This is a genomic window from Candidatus Kuenenia sp. (genome assembly GCF_027493735.1).
Classification (GTDB): domain Bacteria; phylum Planctomycetota; class Brocadiia; order Brocadiales; family Brocadiaceae; genus Kuenenia; species Kuenenia stuttgartiensis_A.
This window is the reverse complement of the sequence record NZ_JAOSKF010000018.1, coordinates 26,176-44,870: the sequence shown is the minus strand read 5'-3', so window position 1 is coordinate 44,870 and position 18,695 is coordinate 26,176. Positions and strand designations below refer to the sequence as shown.

13 protein-coding genes are annotated in these 18,695 nt (G+C 38.1%); 4 read left to right on the top strand and 9 right to left on the bottom strand.

The features are described from left to right. Positions 1-118 precede the first annotated feature (118 nt). The 7 genes from M5U24_RS08625 to M5U24_RS08595 all read right to left on the bottom strand — a co-directional run bounded on the left by M5U24_RS08625 (position 119) and on the right by M5U24_RS08595 (position 7,996). Entirely contained in the window at positions 119-1,018 is a 900-nt protein-coding gene (locus tag M5U24_RS08625) for a flagellin (protein ID WP_099326105.1), read from the bottom strand. A gap of 44 nt (positions 1,019-1,062) precedes the next feature. After that, a complete protein-coding gene (locus tag M5U24_RS08620) occupies positions 1,063-2,766 on the bottom strand; it encodes an HD family phosphohydrolase (protein ID WP_164995391.1) in 1,704 nt (567 codons plus the stop codon). A gap of 580 nt (positions 2,767-3,346) precedes the next feature. Beyond that, a complete protein-coding gene (locus M5U24_RS08615) occupies positions 3,347-3,955 on the bottom strand; it encodes a helix-turn-helix transcriptional regulator (RefSeq protein WP_099326107.1) in 609 nt (202 codons plus the stop codon). Positions 3,956-3,957: 2 nt separating this feature from the next. Beyond that, positions 3,958-4,590: a LuxR C-terminal-related transcriptional regulator gene (locus M5U24_RS08610; protein ID WP_099326108.1), complete on the bottom strand. Its 633-nt coding sequence runs from the start codon at positions 4,588-4,590 to the stop codon at positions 3,958-3,960. A 328-nt stretch (positions 4,591-4,918) separates the two neighbouring features. Further along, positions 4,919-6,367, bottom strand: coding sequence for a sugar transferase (locus M5U24_RS08605; protein ID WP_230405690.1), 1,449 nt, complete (start codon positions 6,365-6,367; stop codon positions 4,919-4,921). 252 nt (positions 6,368-6,619) lie between these two features. After that, complete coding sequence (locus M5U24_RS08600; RefSeq protein WP_298202191.1) at positions 6,620-7,039, bottom strand: hypothetical protein; 420 nt, start codon at positions 7,037-7,039, stop codon at positions 6,620-6,622. Positions 7,040-7,696: 657 nt separating this feature from the next. Next, a complete protein-coding gene (locus M5U24_RS08595; RefSeq protein WP_298202190.1) occupies positions 7,697-7,996 on the bottom strand; it encodes a hypothetical protein in 300 nt (99 codons plus the stop codon). Between the two features lie 507 nt (positions 7,997-8,503). On the opposite strand from M5U24_RS08595, the gene M5U24_RS08590 reads away from it, so the two are divergent. Together M5U24_RS08590 and M5U24_RS08585 are read left to right on the top strand one after the other, a co-directional pair. Further along, positions 8,504-9,817 (top strand): sensor domain-containing diguanylate cyclase, encoded by a 1,314-nt coding sequence (locus M5U24_RS08590; protein ID WP_298202189.1) that lies wholly within the window; start codon positions 8,504-8,506, stop codon positions 9,815-9,817. A gap of 273 nt (positions 9,818-10,090) precedes the next feature. Continuing rightward, entirely contained in the window at positions 10,091-10,423 is a 333-nt protein-coding gene (locus M5U24_RS08585) for a PilZ domain-containing protein (RefSeq protein ID WP_099326112.1), read from the top strand. A 195-nt stretch (positions 10,424-10,618) separates the two neighbouring features. Here the strand turns inward: M5U24_RS08585 and M5U24_RS08580 are convergent, their stop codons facing one another. Then, positions 10,619-12,829 (bottom strand): EAL domain-containing protein, encoded by a 2,211-nt coding sequence (locus M5U24_RS08580; RefSeq protein ID WP_099326113.1) that lies wholly within the window; start codon positions 12,827-12,829, stop codon positions 10,619-10,621. A 225-nt stretch (positions 12,830-13,054) separates the two neighbouring features. After that, a complete protein-coding gene (locus M5U24_RS08575) occupies positions 13,055-15,187 on the bottom strand; it encodes an HDOD domain-containing protein (RefSeq protein WP_099326114.1) in 2,133 nt (710 codons plus the stop codon). Positions 15,188-15,829: 642 nt separating this feature from the next. On the opposite strand from M5U24_RS08575, the gene M5U24_RS08570 reads away from it, so the two are divergent. Together M5U24_RS08570 and M5U24_RS08565 are read left to right on the top strand one after the other, a co-directional pair. Further along, positions 15,830-17,470 (top strand): HAMP domain-containing sensor histidine kinase, encoded by a 1,641-nt coding sequence (locus tag M5U24_RS08570; RefSeq protein ID WP_099326115.1) that lies wholly within the window; start codon positions 15,830-15,832, stop codon positions 17,468-17,470. A gap of 246 nt (positions 17,471-17,716) precedes the next feature. Then, a complete protein-coding gene (locus tag M5U24_RS08565; RefSeq protein WP_099326116.1) occupies positions 17,717-18,649 on the top strand; it encodes an NAD-dependent epimerase/dehydratase family protein in 933 nt (310 codons plus the stop codon). The last annotated feature ends 46 nt before the right edge of the window (positions 18,650-18,695 follow it).

Below are 18,695 nucleotides of genomic sequence, written 5' to 3'. Positions count from 1 at the left end.
AACAAGCATCGGAAACATGCAAAACGATAAAACGTAATGGTGTATATTTTCAAGATAAAAAAACCGTTTTATTAATATAAAACGGCCTTTTTGTTTTTTTCTGACATAATAAAATGTTTTAACCCTGAAAGAGCTGCATTATTATCTGAGGGCTGGTATTTGCTTGTGCAAGCATAGCGCTGGCAGTTTGTTGCAATATCTGTAGCTTGGTGGCTTCTAATTGTTCATATGCCATATCTGCATCCTCAATCCTGCTTCTCGCAGCATCGGTATTTGTTCTTGCTACCGTTAAACTGGTTTCCTGATACGTCAGCCTGTTTACCACCGAACCAATGTAGCTCAATGCCTCTGATACATCTTCAATGGCGGTGTCTATATTGCTCATCAATGCGCGTGCAGAAGCGTTTGATGCTACCGATGTTGTAGCGATACTTACATTCAATCCACTTGCAGTATAGTTTTTATCAGTAGCCCCACTGTCAAAGCTTACATTGGTATTTGCTAACAAGTCAAACGACAACACGTCATTGGTGCCGCTTGAACCGGCGCCAATCTGGAATTTGAACTGCACGCTGCTTGCGGACCCGGATGTTGCATTCGCTCCGCCAAATATTGAATTTGAGTTCCATGTTGCTTGGGCAACCTCAAGATCAATTTGGACTGCCAACTGGTTCAATTCCGCTTTTATGGCATTACGCTCTGCGCTCCCTAACGAATCATCTGCCGCCTGTGTTGCCTTTGTCTTCATCTGTGTCAGAATATCAAGAATATTGTTTAAATGGCCTTCAGCAACAGCCATCAGATTTTTGGCAGATCCTATGTTTGAAAGGGCCTGGCCAAGTCCCTGTGAACGGGCATTAAATTTTTTGGCAATCGAAAATCCTGCTGCATCATCTGCGGCAGAGTTAATTCTCTTACCGGTAGCCAATCTTAATTGAGATACAGAGAGGCGGGTGTTAACATCATTTAATGATTTCAATGCGTTTAAAGCGCCGATATTTGTATTAATCCTACTCATTTTACAACCTCCTTGTTAAATGTAATAAATTGACTATTTATTGTTTATATAGAAATTGCATTTATGCTTGTATTAAGAAAACTTATAAATTTTTTTAATATATCATTATCAAGACTCCCGTCCATCTTTCCTACCATATGCTGCAGTACTTTAAATGCTGGGTTTTGTTCGTATTTTGAATCAGTGGACATTTGTCGTTCGTATTCGTCAAGGAGGTGAGTTATGCGGCTATAAGGGTGGATTTTTTCTCCAATTATGCCTTCCGGATAGCCCTTCCCATTTAATTGTTCATGATGTTGTCTTGCGATAAGACAAGCTTCTTCTGGGACAAGAGTATTTTTTGACAAGAGAAAGAATCCAAATTCTGCATGTTTCTTATAGGTTTCCTTTTCTTGTTTTGATAGTTTTTCAGGGGTTTCTTCTTCGATAGTGTTAGTGCTTAGGCATGTGGCGCCAATATCGTGAAGCAATATGCCCGTGCCCAATATTGCCAGTTCTTTCTTTGAGTAGCCTAAATAATGGCCAAATAGTATGCCGAGTATGGCCATATTTGCGGAATGGTTAAATACTTTTCCATTGTATTTTAGCACTTTTATTAAATGTGCATGCTTATCCTGATTTACTAATACAAAGTCTAATAGTGTCGTTGTCCAATCCCGGACTCTTTCAATAATGACATTAATGTCAATGTTTTTGTAGGCGTCTTTTATTATATTTGACGCAATATCATAGAGCATACGCGCTCTTTCTTGTAATGATACTGTTTCGTCACGAACAAACCGATCCATGTTTGTTTCCATATATCGAAGGTATTGTTCCGTGCCATTTTTTGCGACGTATATTCTGTTAATATTTTTCTTTACGAAGGATTCTTTCCGTTCGTCTTCCAACAATTTAAAACCTTTACAGTAAAGCAAATGCTTGGCTTCATTATTTACAATTGTTTGTAAATATAAATCACACCCTGCAAAAGCGCCAGATTTAATACTTCTTAACGTTGCGGGAAGATATCTGTTTTTTTCATCATAATAATTTAATGTAAGTTGTTCTAGCGCGTTTCCGTTTTTTAAGCGTTCTGATAAATGAGAATTTCCAATGGCGATAGCAGCATAGGTTGCAATAGTTTCCAAAAATCTTACATCAGCTGCTCCATAAACATCTCCGGACTTTTTATTGCTTACGCTTACAATTCCCACAACCTTCTCTTTCACTTTAATAGGAACGTAAAGAATTGTTTTGCCGAGAATCCAATCAGATTGATCCTGTTTAAAACGGGGATCTTTGTTAATATCATTTACAATAAGTGGATTTCCATTTTTTATTATCCATTTGAGGATGTTGTCATTTATCCTGAACGATTTATTGCTTGCGATATGATTAGCAATGCCTTCTGAAGCCTTTAGCAATAGTTCATTATTGCTATTGATCAAAACGATAATGCCGGTTGCGCTTCCTGTGCCGCTTATTGTAAGATTATTCATCAGGGGGAAAAGTCTATCTACCTCTATTTGTGAAATTAATGCGTGGCCGACCTCTTTAACATTCAAGTCCTTGATGTTTGCAATAGAATCATTGTTTCTTATGCCTATGGCGTCGGGGTAACGCAGTAAATGAGATAAACTGGTAAGCCTTTTAATATCAGACAATGATTCCTGTACATTTTTAAGCTCTTTCTGTATCTCTGTATTTAAATCTTTGGAAGATTCTGCATATCGCTTGATATAAACAGGCATTTTTAGCGTATTCATTGTCATATTGTTTTCCCTCACCGATTAGGATTTAAATTGGGTAATTCTTCGAGAACAATTTCATCTGTTTTGTTACTCTCGCAAGGTATATGCCAAATGTGATTTATAAAAATGAATGGGAAGTATTGGTTTTTATAAGTTATTCAAAATAAATTAAATAGGTGAATTTATAGCGCTACGGAATTTGCGGTGAAATGTTAATAATTTCTACATTTGAGAGGGGATGATGTAAATATTTCCGCTTTTTAGGAAATATATTCTGTGTGTTTTTTAAACCAAATAACGTTTTTTTGCTTTAATTTTGATGAAAGGATGAAGATGAGTAAGACGAAGTGATATTATTAGGGGATTAAAAATATGACACGTGTGGTTCTGGTTGCAAATCTGAAATCACCCAGAGGTAGCAGGAATAATTTAATTGTATAAAAATTTCATTTTATCTATGCACTTTTCACGGTGGTAAGGACAAACTTCGTTTGTCCGTGATTGTTTGAATATGCGCACCGATATGGAATATAAAAAAAGTTTTAGTGCCGCCCTTTAATTTAAATGCGTCTTTCAAAAGATTATATTGATGCTGCTACTCCATCAGCAGTTTTGATATGATTCCTGTCCGGCTATTAACGTCAAGCTTTCGCATAAGAAGCTTTAAATATCCTTTAATGGTATTACAGCTCAAATTAAGATAGAGAGCGATCTCTTTATTGCTGTGGTCGCCAAGCAGCAATTGTACGATTTCCTGTTCCCGTCTGTTCAGCTGCCATTTGCGGAAGTTTTTTGCGATATGCGTATGGTCGGAATGCGTTCTGTCTAATATAAACAAATGGGGACACTCCGCCTGATTTATTTTCTGTGGCGAATCTGAAAGTACAATCCCCCGAACAGCATAAAATCTTTTCTGGCTCTTTATTACATCAATAAAGTAGACCTGCTCCGACCGTTCTTTGAAGGCACTCCCGATTCCTTCGAATTTTTTATCCAGCAATTTTTTCCATTTGTCACAAAATGATGATATATCAGAAACAGCTTCTCTTTCTTTCTTCCTTACAGTATGTGTGCGCATCAGAATATCGAAAGCCATAGGGCTATAAAATACATCCAGAGCCGATTTTTCATTTCCTGGAATATAGAAAATAAACGCAGCATTTTTAATCACGTCTTTGGAATAAAAACCAAATGCACTGTCCATGCTTAAGAATAATTAACGTTAAGATTGTTAATATAGAGCAGCCTTGATATAATCCCTGCCCTGCTATTTACATCAAGCTTTCGCATAAGAAGTCTCAAATATCCTTTAATGGTGTTGTAGCTTAAATTAAGATTGAGAGCGATCTCTTTATTGCTGTGGTCATCAAGCAGTAATTGAACGATTTCCTGTTCCCTTCTGTTCAGATGCCATTTGCGGAAGCTTTGGGCGATATGCGCATGGTCGGAATGCGTCCTGTCCAATATGAACAAATGGGGCCATTCCGCCTGATTTATATTCTGTGCTGAATCTGAAAGTGTTGTTCCGCGCACGGCATACCTTCTTTTCTGGCTCTTAATGAGATCGATAAAGTAAGTTGGTTCGGTCTTCTTTTCTGATTCATTTCCGATTTCTTCAAATTTTCTATCCAGCAATTTTTTCCATTTATCACAAAATAACGATATATCAGGTGCAGCTGCTTTTCCTTTTGTCCCAACCAGATTTGATCGCAGCAAAATGTCTATTGCCGCCGGACTATAAAATACCTTTGAGGCATATTTATCATATCCTTGCCGGTAAAAGATAAATGCCTTGCCATGTGCGAAATTATTATAATCATAATGACATGTTTTATTCATGTTGCTTCTCCTGTAAGAAACCCTCCAAACCTGGACAAACCAGAATAATACAAGCACGAAATACGAAAGAAGTGCTCGTTTAGAATTTCAAATCAATTTTAACGCTTCAGTCTTTTGAAACTGGAAAATTGTCATTTGTAGTGCGATGAGGTTCGTCGCACTACATTAGAATTTAGTGGGCTTAGATATCAAGTGAGGAACGAGCACCGTTTATAGCAAATGCTTCTACCCTACACTATGCGCCAAGCGGTGCTGTTATTGGAATTTTTCAAAAAACCAAAGTTGTTAAGTTAAATTGGTTTTCTTTCTACCATTGCGCTACACTTGTTCATTTAGCCCCGGAACCTGCTAATACCGCAGGCACTGTTCCAAAAAGTATTTTAAAATCCAGCCAGACTGACCAGTTGTCAATATATTCCAAATCCAACCGCATCCATTCATCAAAATTGGTAATTTTATTTCTTCCTGACACTTGCCATATGCAGGTTAACCCTGGTCTCATGCTCAGCCGTCTTCTATGCCATGGTTCATATTCATCCACTTCCTTTGGAATGGGTGGGCGAGGCCCTACCAAACTCATATCGCCTTTCAATACATTCCAAAATTGCGGGAATTCATCTATACTATACTTGCGCAAAAACTTTCCGATTTTTGTCACACGCGGATCATTTGACATCTTAAAGACAGGTCCTTGCATTTCATTGTTCTTTAACAGCGCCCCCCGTTTTGCTTCAGCATCTGCAACCATTGTCCTGAACTTGTACAATTTAAATACTCTTCCGTTTAAACTGCATCTCTTCTGTTTAAAAAATAAAGGACCGTTTGACGTAGTTTTTATTGCAATTGCTATAATGAGAAACACTGGAAATAACGAGACAAGCGCTATTCCTGAAAAGATTATGTCCATAAGACGTTTAATAAAAAGCTGCAATAATTTGTCCGGAGCGCTTTCAAAAACAAGCAAAGGAAATTCCGACAGATAACTCCTGGTCTTACCGATGGTATCCGGGGTTACATGGCTATACTTTGTCCTTGCCAAATTAAGCGTAAACAAATCCACTGCCACACTCACCTTTAGTCCCTCTATATCGCACAAGTACCGAATCATTTCTTCCACCGTGTTTAACCATGACCTGGGAACAACAAACATGACTTCGTCTACAACAGTTTTATGAATTATTGCAGGGATATCTTTAACGGCGCCAATTACTTTATTTCCGCATACCACAGTATTCTTTTTTGCCGCATCGTTATCAATAAGACCGATAACATTAATACCCCATTCCACATTTTTTCCGATGGTGTTTATAAAATGCTGCGCCCTTTTACCAGTACCAACAATTAAAATGTTTCTCGTGTTAAAGCCATTTTTACGCTGATACTGCATAAAAAATAAAAGCGAAACCTTTTCGCCGCATAATAATATAGTCGCCATGAAAAAAGAGTAAAACAAATGCTCACTGCCTATCGTTTGAATCTTTGCAAGGAACACAAAGCTTCCCAAAAGACCTCCTCCCACTAAAGCTGTTTCTATTACGGGGAAGATCACTTCGGTAATGTTCTTTGTCCTGAAAGATTCATACATGCCAAAATTATGCAGAAATATCCCCCACACGCTCAACAGCGCAGGCAATAGTATGAAATAGCTGCCAAACTGCTGAATAACATCGCCGTAGTCGCTGAATAAAAACGGGGACAGGAAAAAAGATATTGTGACGATAAACAAATCGAAACAAATCATCAGCCTTCTGAAAAATAGGTGATATTCTTTTAACATATGAATTTCCTGCCATTATCCTTACAAGAAAAGTGTATGAATAGTTCATATTTATAATGCAATGATTTACTCCCCGGTAAAAACGTTAACAATTTAATAGTATAGGGGTTTCAAAGTTGCAGGACGAAGCGATTGCATCGTCACGAGCGAAATGGTGTTTCGCGCCATATTGGAAAAAGAGATAGGCCTAAAACCTGTCTCTCCGCGGATCCAGGTTTGGAACCTGAACCCTCCTGGAATATCTCATTTGTCTTACAGTTTTTGCATACTTTCTTCGTATGCTAGCGGTGCTTCATGGTTAAAATCTTTTTGGTCGAGGCTATGATGTTTATAGCGATAGGTTTTAGACGATAGGTCATTGTTTTTCATTTTGTTAATGCAAAATCGATAAAAACTATTCCTTTCTTCATCAACTACCCATTCATTTGCAAATTCTTGTATATTGTTTTTATGAGAGGTAAAGTAATCCCAAAAATTGCCGCCGTTTTTTTCTAATATTTCCAGGGAGTCTTGTAGATACCACACAACAAACTTCTTCCATGTTTGCAAATCCTTTCTTATCCACATGCACCACAAATTTGCGGGATTATATAAATTCTCTTTTCTCATCTCCTGATGTCTATTGATTTCAAAAAACTTAATCATGTCATACAATTCATCTGATACCGCCATATTATCCCCCTCTTTAATTATCGATACCTAAGTGTGTACATAACTTACCTTGAATCACACCCTTCCCTTTATTCCCTCTTGTGAAGGAGGGGATGATGGGAGGTAATCCACTTTGTACCTCCTATAAATACCTCTCTTTCCATAAACCACTTTTCTATCCGTTTTCAACCTGTGTCAATATGTGGCTCTATCATATATTAATTGGATTTTAACATTTTTAATTTTTAGCCAGCATCAACACAATGGCCATGAAATTTCGCTGTGTTTTTTTGAGAAGGCATATTCAATACAAACGCCCGAATCGTGACATACGGCGCAGGCATTAAATAACGGCCACATTTATCTAACACAATTAACGTGCCAAAACAAACTGGATGTTGCTGTTTCATAGGGCGTAAATGTGGTCACAATAGAATATTAAGAGGCGGTTTTTCCCCTTTTTTGAAAACGAAAAAGACCATTTGTTGCCATTGCATTATGTCTTCAAAAAACATCTTCCCCGCTCGTATTCACAGAGAATTAAACCATTCGGGATCATTGTTTGTGTAATGGAATGTATGAATTTAAGTTATTAAAAAGGAACCCCAACGTGAAATACTTTGCGCAATTTTTAATAAGAGAAGTAAGAATTTATTATGATTCAGGGAAGAGGATAAATTACAACTTCTTTGTTGAACAGCGGTAAAGAACACTATGGTTTGTGCAAAAATTGCAGCCATAATAATGTTTCACGTAATTCCGTCTATGCCAAACGGTTATATCTTTTTCCGATTGTACCGTGCAACGTTTTGCGCATCTCTTATTGCGTGCACTCGTTTTTGTTTGTAAGTGTTTCCCGGCAATTAAGCCGGTTGCAAGGATTTCCAGAGAAACAGTATCACTCGCAAATATTGCATTAAACGGTTCACCGCATGAAGCTTTTTTTACGTAATCCGTTTGTTTCGTTAACGGCAGCATACAATGCCTTCTTAATTATTCCCTGATTGAAAAGAGAGTAGTATTGTAAATCTGACCTGACCTGACCTGACCTGACCTGAACGAGCAGGGGCGGCCATTTGCTCGTGTAAGTTTCAACATATACTATTACTATATAAGCACAATTCGTATGCGATATTTTAAATAGTGCTACCCTTTTTTTCGAAAAGTAATTTTGCGGGGTATGAAATTTGCGAATACCCTTACATTATGCAATATTAAGAACCGCGGGCTTTTATTTTTAGGATTTGCGGACAGTAACAATATTTATCGTATACCATAAAAATGTTATTAAACATAAACAAACACCATAACGGTAAGTATAGCTCTAATAAGAATATTGAGAACAGCACCAGAGAAGGTGCGTTTTCGCTTTATTTGCTTTACTTGTTAAATGAGAACCTGAATTTATCAATAAAAATTGAAGAACTATTTGAATATACGGCCATTTTTTTGAAGAATAATCTTTGTATTGATGACTTCTGTTTCATGTTAAATAACGGGGACAACGATGAATTGACGATATTTAAAACGGGAAGTGATATTTTTGAAGCGGTGAAAGACGTCACCTTTAAAAAGGGGGAGGAATATGCATGCATTGCTGCCCAGACGGGGAAACCCTTTTTATTAAATGACATAAGCAAGAAAAAAGACCAGTTTTTTTATAAAGGAAAACTGGAAAATATCGGATCGTTTTTATCTTTGCCATTGCGCTCTAAAAATAATCGAATGCTTGGATTATTAAACATACACAAGAAAGAAATAAATGCATTTACCGAAGAAGATATGGGATTATTTATTACGGTGGCATTGAATATTGCTAATACCATTGAGAGGATTGAGCTATACGAAAAAGCTGAAAAAGGCGCAATGTACGACGATCTTACCATGCTTTACCAAAGAAAATTTTTTTTTGACAGTTGTCATCTCGAACATAGTAAAGCAATACGCCATAACCTACATTTTTCAATCGCTATGATTGATATAGATCACTTTAAATACTATAACGATACCTACGGGCATTTGTTTGGAGATGAAATTCTTAAAAAATTAGCATATATCCTGAAATCAAATGTAAGATATAGTGATATTGTGAGCAGATATGGCGGGGAAGAATTTGCGATACTTTTGCCAGGCATGGACAAGAATAGTGCCACCCTTGTCATTGATAAACTCAGGGACGTGGTAAAAAGGATTTTGTCGTTAGAAGTCGCTGAAGGGAAAGTGGAGTGTGTGACAATAACTGCAGGTGTTGCCGGCTATCCGGAGGATGGAAATTCTGTAAAACAGATTTTATCCGTCGCGGATAAATATCTTTATATTGGCAAATCATGCGGCCGTAACAGAGTCGTCAATAATACATTAGACGATCAGCCTTTTCATCAGAACGTAAAAAAAACTAAACATAGTTCATTGCTAAGCAAAGAAGAGGTTAATCTTCTCCTGTACAAAAATGTAAACAGGCGGATTAGCAGATTTAAAACATTGTTGAGGGTTGATAAAGGAATTAATAATATACAATGTTTTGAAATCAAAGTAATGGAAGATGACTGGAGAATTTGTGTAATTGGCGATATCGGCAAGGGAGGGTTCAAAGGGGATCTTGATTTCAAACCTAAATTAGACGAAATATTTACCTGCCGGGTTGTTGTTGATTCTGAAGTTTACCTGCCTGCGATCTTCTCAATCAGAATTGCCCACGAAAAGATAATTCATAAAAACAGATACGAAATAGGCGCTGAGATAGTAGATGGGCATAACAATTGGAAATATATTTTCTCCTTATTAACGAATAATAAATAACCACCCCAAAGAGGGTATTTATTATATATGATAAAAAGTAGATAATATATATTGTAACACTGTATTAGTTACTTCTCAATAAGTTGCGGTAAACAACCCTCCTTGCCCCTTACTCCCTTTATTAATTGGGAATACTGTACAGTTGGCAAATTGCAGATTGTGGACAGAGGACAATAGAAATCATTATAAAACCTCAACTTATTGAGAAGGTGCCTTTATTATTGTCCATAGAGCGCACCATGCGTGGCATTGTTTTTTAGGCGTAAGGCTATAATGATATCATTTGAAAAAAGAAAATATAAAAGAATCGATTCAAATACTCGGTTGGAGCTTTATTTTGATGATACCCTCTTTAAAGCAGAGGTGATAAATCTTAGTCTCAGCGGTATATGCTGTAAAACAATAGCACGTTACAATTACTTGCCTGACAAGATACTCAATTTTGACCTTTTTATTCCAATCAATAATGAAACGTACTTAATAAAATCACACGGATTAATCGTTAGGGAAACATACTCCGCCGGAATATGTTTTTTGGCAATTTATTATAACGGTTTAATAAATGACCAAAGTAAAGATATACTTAAACGCTATATTTTTGCTTAAGAACTTAATAATTGCCCGGCTTAAAGCAAAATAAAGTATAGAAAACATTTTTCTTATATGCTTTTTCCCGTACATAGCCTATCAGTGCAATTTTGCATTTGACCCGGCCTGAGAGTTTTGGAACGAGAAAGAGCGAACGCATCTTTCATATTTCGTGCTTGTTTGATTCTGGCTTGTCCATGTTAGGTTAGGGTACTACAAAGCTTTCACGAAACACGCTGTTGTGGTAATGAGGGTGGTTTCTTCCAGAAAACGAAGACATTTTTCTCCAGACCGTGGTTCCCCAAAATAATACCCCTGAACAGCATCACAGCCTTGATTCTGTAAGTATTTAATTTGAGTCATGGTTTCTACCCCTTCAGCGACGGTGCACAAATGGAGTCCTTTTCCCATAGCTATTATGGCATTAACCAGGCAGGATTCATCTGTTTCATTTTGGATGCTCTGCATAAATGATTGGTCAATTTTAAGCGTATGAATGGGGAGTTTTTGTATGTACGATAATGATGAATATCCAATCCCAAAATCATCTATAGCAACTGTTATCGAGTGTTTATGAAGATGATTCAGTATTTGTGCCATATGTTCCAGATCGGCCATTAATATACTTTCCGTCAGTTCGATTTCCATATTTTTCCCGGGAAATTGGCATGTGTCAAGCATATGCACGAAATTTTCCACAAAAAGGGGGTTTTCAATCTGCAGGGGAGAAATATTAACAGACAGGCGAATGGTATCATGGCCCTTTTTAATCCACTCTCTGACTTCACAACATGCGTGGTGAAGAACCCAATCACCTAAATCCTCTATTAGCCTTGTTTCTTCGGCAACAGGAATAAACTCGCAAGGACGAATTTTCCCTTTTTCAGGGTGATTCCATCGAACAAGTGCCTCAAAACCAATTACCTTTCCGGTATTGATTGTTATTTGCGGTTGATAAACAATCTCAAATTCATTGTTTTTCAAAGCCCGTCTCAAATCCCTTTCCATCGCTAAATGGTGTGGGCTGGAAGTCTTCATTCCTTTATCAAAGAACTGAATCCCCTTTTTTCCCCGGCCTTTTGCCTGATACATAGCGATTTCTGCATTTTGAATAAGCTGTTCAATAGTTTCACCATGTTCCGGGAAAAAAGAAATACCGATGCTGACGTTGCCAAAAATCTCCTGATCACCAATCACAAAAGGCGCATGCATTATATCAGTAATTTTTAACGCTACCTGCCTGGTATTTTCAGGGGCGTTTATTTCCGGAAGCAGGAGCATGAATTCGTCCGCGCCAAAACGGGATAAAATATCATATTTTCGCAAACAGGATTCCAATCTCTGCGTTACCGATTGAAGCAATTGATCTCCCACTGCATGACCAAGTGAATCATTAATTATTTTGAATCTGTTCAGGTCGAGAAACAAGACCGCGACAATACAATTATTTTGCCTTGCCTTGTTTATGGCCAGCCGGCCACTTTTTTCAAAAGATGCCCGATTTGGCAATTTGGTTAATAAATCGTGGCAGGCTTGAAAGTGTATGTATTCTTTCGCCTCTTTTCTTTCTGTCATATCATGAGCGATTACGTAGACGCCAAATAATTTATCGCCTGAAATATTTCCGTTTTTTGGCTGGAATCCAAGCAAATTTAATTCAACAGGAAATAGCGTAAGCTCGAAATAACGGCTTTTAAAATAATTCTCTTTTGGTACAAGGCAAACCTCTATTTTATCGGACGGATAATTTCCAGAGCCACGCCTTATTTTTTCTTTCACAAATACATTTAACCTCTCAACGTCTTCCGGGCGGACAATTTCGGAGTATAGTTTGCCTATCAGTTCCTGCGGCTTATATCCTAGAAAATTTTCAATTTGGGTGTTTATGAACATAATCCGTCCTTCGTGATCTATCGTACAGATTATGTCCGGAGAATTATTGACAATATATCTGTGAAGCACCTCGGATTTCTTCAGATGACGCTGCATTTTTATGTTTAGCACTTCCCTCTGTATTTTGGTGGTGGTATTTTTAATTTTCACTAGCAGCTCTTCAGGGTCGTATGGTTTTTTTATGTAATCCAAAGCTCCCCTTTGTATTGCCTTGCTGACGGAAGCAAACGAGGTATTTCCGCTGATTACAATGACAGGCGTTTTAATTGAATGGTCATTCATAAAATTCATGACGTCATAGCCGGATATGCCGTTAAGGTTAAGGTCCAGCAATAAGAGGTCGTATGATGTTGCCGAGAGTGCCCGGCAGGCCTGAGACCCTCCTTTGATAGTGGTGACGCAATATCGGTGGATTTCCAAAAGCTGTTTAACACTTTCCAGCATTCCGGGGTCATCATCTACTACCAGGATATGGATATCGTGAAAGTCATTTCCTGCAGTTAAATTTTGATATATTGGCGGTGGATTCATAGGATATACCTTGTTAAATTACGGTTGCCTTCTGTAAACGGGGCATAGTTCCGTGTGATATAGCCGTCTGTCTGTCTGCATACTGAAAGTTAGATACCATAGCATGCCGGGCCTTTTATCAAATACCTTTAACAGAAGAACAACATGTTTTCTATCTGCTTTTTAAGAAGGTGAGTTTTTCCTGTGTCAGCAGTAATTTTCATGCAATATCTGCCTCCTGTGTTTTTATGTTACCGTCCGTCCTGGCAGGTAAATTGTAAATGCAGTCCCTGCCTTTGAACTCTGGCAGTTAATAGAACCATTCATGGAAGAAACCAGATTTTTTACAATGCTAAGTCCAAGTCCGGAATGGTTTCCCCCCTTTGTACTATGCACGGGCGTAAAGAGGCTCTGAAGGATATGTTCCGGTATGCCAGGTCCGTTGTCCTTTATTATTATTTCGACGAAAGGCTTGCCGTCTATAGTAACATTGTCTCTTGTAGATGCGTGGATTTGTCCGCCTTTCTGCATGGTTTCTACAGCGTTTTTCAGGAGGTTTATCATTACTTGTTTCAGGGCAGTCCCATTTGTTTGAAGAGGCAGCATTGATGTATCAAGGTCAAGTTGATACTCAATGTTATTGGTGATGAATAAGGATTGTTTAAAAATGAGAAAGGTATCACTAATCAATGTGTTTACATCGATACCTCCATTTTCAACCGTGCCGGAATTAACGTCAGAAAACCGCAAAAGAATTTTACCTGCCCGGTCAATTTCTTCTTTTATAATCTGCAGCTCTTTTTGAATATTCGAATTACTTCTCAGTTTATGCCCTAACATTTCCAAATAGATTTTAACAATACATAAAGGGTTACTGGCTTCGTGTATTATTTCTCTTATCTTTTTTGACAATTCATGGGATTCGGTATTTGAGGCGGATTTTTTCCCTGAAATATTTGATTCAAACTTTTTGATAAAGAGTCCTGTCTCCGCCGCAAAAAGCTCCAATAGCCGCTGTTGATCATTATGGCGAGTTTGATAGTTTTTATCTGCGCCGATAACTAACGCTCCTATGAATTCATCGTCTGCAACTAACGGCAGGCATACTATTCCGTCAGAGTGTGATAGTCGTATCAGTTGCCGGTCGATAATACTCAGTTTGGAGGCACTTTCAGTGAAAGACGAAGTTATGCGGTTTTGTAACAAGGCGTTTGCAACCAGGCTTCTGCCGGATTCAACAGCGATTAAAAGTTTATCCGGCCTTTTAACAAACTCATTGCCGTTTCCGGTAAGGTTGGCTTTTAAGGTATTTGCGGGTGCATCGTAAAGAAATATATGACAATTATCCAGTCCAAACAAAAGCTTAATGGCAACCCTGATGTGTTCCAGCAAATCTGCTGTGCTTCTTGCCTGCAGGAGCTGATTTTTCGCAGAATTTATGAGGCTGATATGCTTTACTTCTTTCGCAAGTTGGGCATGTTTGTTTTGATCTGAGTCTTCAATCTTTCCTGCGTGGGTATTCTTTCCGGCAACAATATCCATTGAATTTGCGATGAGCTGCACTTCTCTTTCGGCGCTACCGGTAATTTCCCTCACCATAGGAGCTGTCAGCCCGAACAGATAGTCTGCAGTTTCAATCGTTAATTGCCGGTTTGTGTCATTTTCGCTGCTAAGTACGCTGGCCAAATTAACTATTTTTACAAGGTGATGTGCATCTAAAATTGAATGCGCAGGTTCGTGATGATAGAGGATCGCATCTGCAGCAAAATTCTCCAGATTCCAGCCATTCACAAGCCAAAAACCCACTTCGCCGTGAGTAATCCCCATATCCTTTTTCTCTATAATTACAAGATCGTCATCGCCCTTCGCACGGTGGGCAATCTCCACATATCTTTCCGGATAACAACTTATTAAGACGAGTTGGCCTACATTATGTAGAAGGCCTGCCAGATAGGCTTCATCTGGATAGTTGTATCCGGTTAATACAGAAAGAGACTTGGCAAGCAACGCACCGGTAAGTGAACGGTGCCAGAATGTTTTAAGAAAGGAGGTCTTTTCAGCATTAAAACCTGAGAAAAATTGATGTACTGCTGTTGTCATAGCAATCGTCTTCAGCGTTTCTACGCCAAGCGCCACCAGGGCATTGTCGATGCTGGTTATTCCTCTTCGGCGCCCGTAAAAAGCCGAATTGGCAAGACTGATTACCTGAGTGCAGAGAGCGGCTTCTCTGCGGATAAGTTCTGCAATCTCTTGAAATGAGGTATCGTTTTTATAGCAGGCATGGAGAAGTTGCAACAAACTTTGTGGAAGCGATGGGGGGGTAAATCCATGCAATTCATTCAAAATATTTTGCGATGCTTGATCGATGGTCAGCGGCATTTGCAATTGTCGTTAAAAAATATCAGAAAGTGTTTCTGCATTTAGACTTGGTGGGTATTAAAGCAAAACTGAATAAAATTGCAAGCATTTTCTGTTTTACTTTAATTGTATAGGAATTTTCACCTGAAAATCCTTTTTTCACACAAAGGTACTTGTCTGCGTGCGACGCACAGACAGGCGAAAAGCACAAAGAAGATGATAAAAAAGAGAAAGATTTCTCCTACCTCTGTGGTATTTGGTACGCCAAGGAGCATATATATCAGTTTGTGCAAATGCATTCAACGGCAGGATTATTCGGAGATACAGACGTTTGAAGAGTTTTTCACGTCGAGACAGTTCCGGACGAATTGATTTGATACCAGATTATATACAAGACGTATTTATCAGTTTACACGCATGGGAAAAATAGGGATAATATAGTCAAATAAATCTATTTTTCGAAAAAGATTAACCACTTACGAAGTTTGAACAGGATAACTTTTGTTAAATGGAAGCTAGATCTTCCAATGCAATTTAGTTCCCAGGACGGAAACTGAGAAAGAGCGTTTTTTGCTTTTTCAAAAAACTAAATAGTTACCAATACAATAAATTTAATACTTTAATACTACCTGTACTTTTTAATCATATAAAGAGTGCTGTCATATGAAGAAAAATCATTCCACGAAAAATAGTATACGCATAAAATTGCTTATAACAATGATAAGCTTGATTGTCGGCTTGTTGACCGTTTTAACCTTTATTCAGATTTCCACTCAAAAAATAGTCCTGAAAAAAGAATTTGGACGCAGAATCGAGCTGATGAAAAATAATCTTGTAGAGAAAGGAAAAATCTTATCAGACAATCTGGCAAGACAAACGGAAAACAATATTGCGTCGTATAACTTCTCCAATGCTGCTGAAATACTAAACAAAACAGTACATGAATACCAGGAGTTGGATTACATTATTCTGATGGATTCCTCCTGTATGGTGTACACCCATACATTACATCCTGAATTACAGCAGGAAAAACTTTCAGGGGAGGAAGATTTATTTGCGGCAAGCCGGAGGAACCCAACTATCTATGAATTTTCAAGAAATACTACTTCGTTCATGGAAATCATTATTCCAATAAGCGTAAGTACCGAACAATGGGGAACGCTGCGCCTCGGCTTTTCCCTGAATACCCTCAACAACGAAATATTAAATTCAAGGAATGAAATACGAAAGAAAATAGAGGAAATGGTTCTTCGGTCTGTCCTTACCTCAATTCTATTCGTTGTAATTGGTGTAATAATTGTTTATATATTATCAACCAGACTCTCTAAACCTATTGTGAAATTGACAGAATCCGCCCGTTTATTGGCTAATGGCAATTTTACTGCCGCTTTAAATCTAAAAATTACTTCAAAAGATGAAATTGGCATACTTGCAGCATCATTTATTGAAATGTCAAATAACCTGAAGGCTTCGTACGAAAAACTGGAAGAGTACAGTCACACCCTGCAACAAAAAGTTGAAGACAGAACACGGGAACTCAAGGATGCTAATCAAAAATTACAAGATCTCGATAAAGCAAAATCAGGATTCTTATCTACCGTATCACATGAACTCAGAACCCCGCTCACGGCAATCATTGGATTCACGAACATTATTAAAAAACGATTAGATACCTTCATCTTTCCGCAAATAGAAACGAACGCAATAAAATCACAAAAGGCTATACAACAGATAAAGGAAAATATTAACATCATACTCTCGGAAGGAGAGAGGTTAACAAATTTGATTAATGACGTGCTTGACCTGGCGAAGATTGAAGCAGGCAAAATTGAATGGAAAAGGCATCAGACTTCGGTAACAGAAGTAATTATGAATGCTACAGCGGCAACCACTGCCCTTATAGAACAAAAAGGCCTTGCGCTGAATGTTGATATTGAAAAAAATATACCCGATTTTTACGGGGATAAAAACAGGTTTATACAAGTCGTGATAAACCTAATTTCCAATGCAATAAAATTTACCGACAAAGGCGCCATCTCATGCTATGCAAAACAAACAGACAATAAAATCCAGGTTACCGTAATGGACACTGGCGTAGGGATTGCACCTGAAAATCTTGAAAAAATCTTTGACAAATTCAAACAAGTGGGTGATACGCTTACCAATAAACCTGGCGGCACCGGTCTGGGCCTCCCGATATGCAAACAGATCGTTGAATATCATGGAGGCTCTATCCATGCAGAAAGCGAACCAAACAAAGGCACCGCATTTTCATTTACAATACCCTTGCGTGCTGATGTGTAAACCCCTTTAGCAGGGATTCTTCATCTGATATCTATGTGCTTCCAAAGTACCCCGAAACTCTTTCTCATAGAAGCAGAACAGACTTTGTTTAAATAACATACTTTGCTTGACGAACATGTTCTCTGTATCTATACTTAAACCGTTCATAATTTGTAATTCATCTTTTAAGCATCTTGAGTATATTATAAAAATGTGCATAATACGCTGTTTACTTTTCTGCAGCATAAAGAGGGCTAGGGAGGATTAATGAAAATACTTGTCACGGGAGGCGCAGGCTTTATCGCTTCTCATTTAGTGGACAACTTAATTGCCAAAGGGCACGACGTAGTAATTGTTGATAATCTTTCCACGGGAAGAGAAGAAAACATTAATCCCAAGGCGCGGTTTTACAAAATGGATATTTGTAATGTCGCTGCCTTGGCAGACATCTTCGACAAGGAAAGGCCTGATGTAGTAAATCACCATGCTGCGCATGCTGATGTACGTAAATCGGTAGAAATGCCGGCTTACGATGCAAATATAAACATACTCGGGTCACTGAATCTTTGTCAATTATCGATGAAATACCAGGTAAAGAAATTTATTTATGCTTCTACGGGAGGGGCAGTCTATGGAGAACCGAAGCGCATGCCTGTAACGGAGGAATCACCCATTGAACCTCTTTCCCAATACGGAGTAAGCAAGCATACGGTAGAACATTATTTGTCCGTTTTTAACAAATTATACCATATGGACTTCACTATTCTTAGATACCCAAATGTTTACGGTCCAAGACAATCACCGTATGGAGAAGCAGGCGTTGTAGCTATTTTCAGCGAACATATTTTAAATAATAAACGCCCAACAATTTTTGGGGATGGCAGTAAAACGAGGGACTATGTTTTTGTAGCAGATATTATTGAGGCAAATCTTAAAGCATTGGAAAAAGAAGGGAATGGCGAAATCTTTAATTTAGGATGGGGGCTGGAAATTCCCGATTTGGCTGTTTTTCAGGCTATTCGGGATGCCTTAAATTCAAAAATAGAGCCTATTTTCGGAAATAAACGGAATGGAGAAATAGAACGTATATGCCTTGATAGCACTAAGGCAATAAAAATGCTTCATTGGATGCCAAAAATCAATTTTAAAGAGGGGATAAAACTATCCACTAATTACTATAAGCAATTAAAGAACGCTTAATTATCTGGGTATGACATCCATACCCAGTGATATACTACGAAAGATT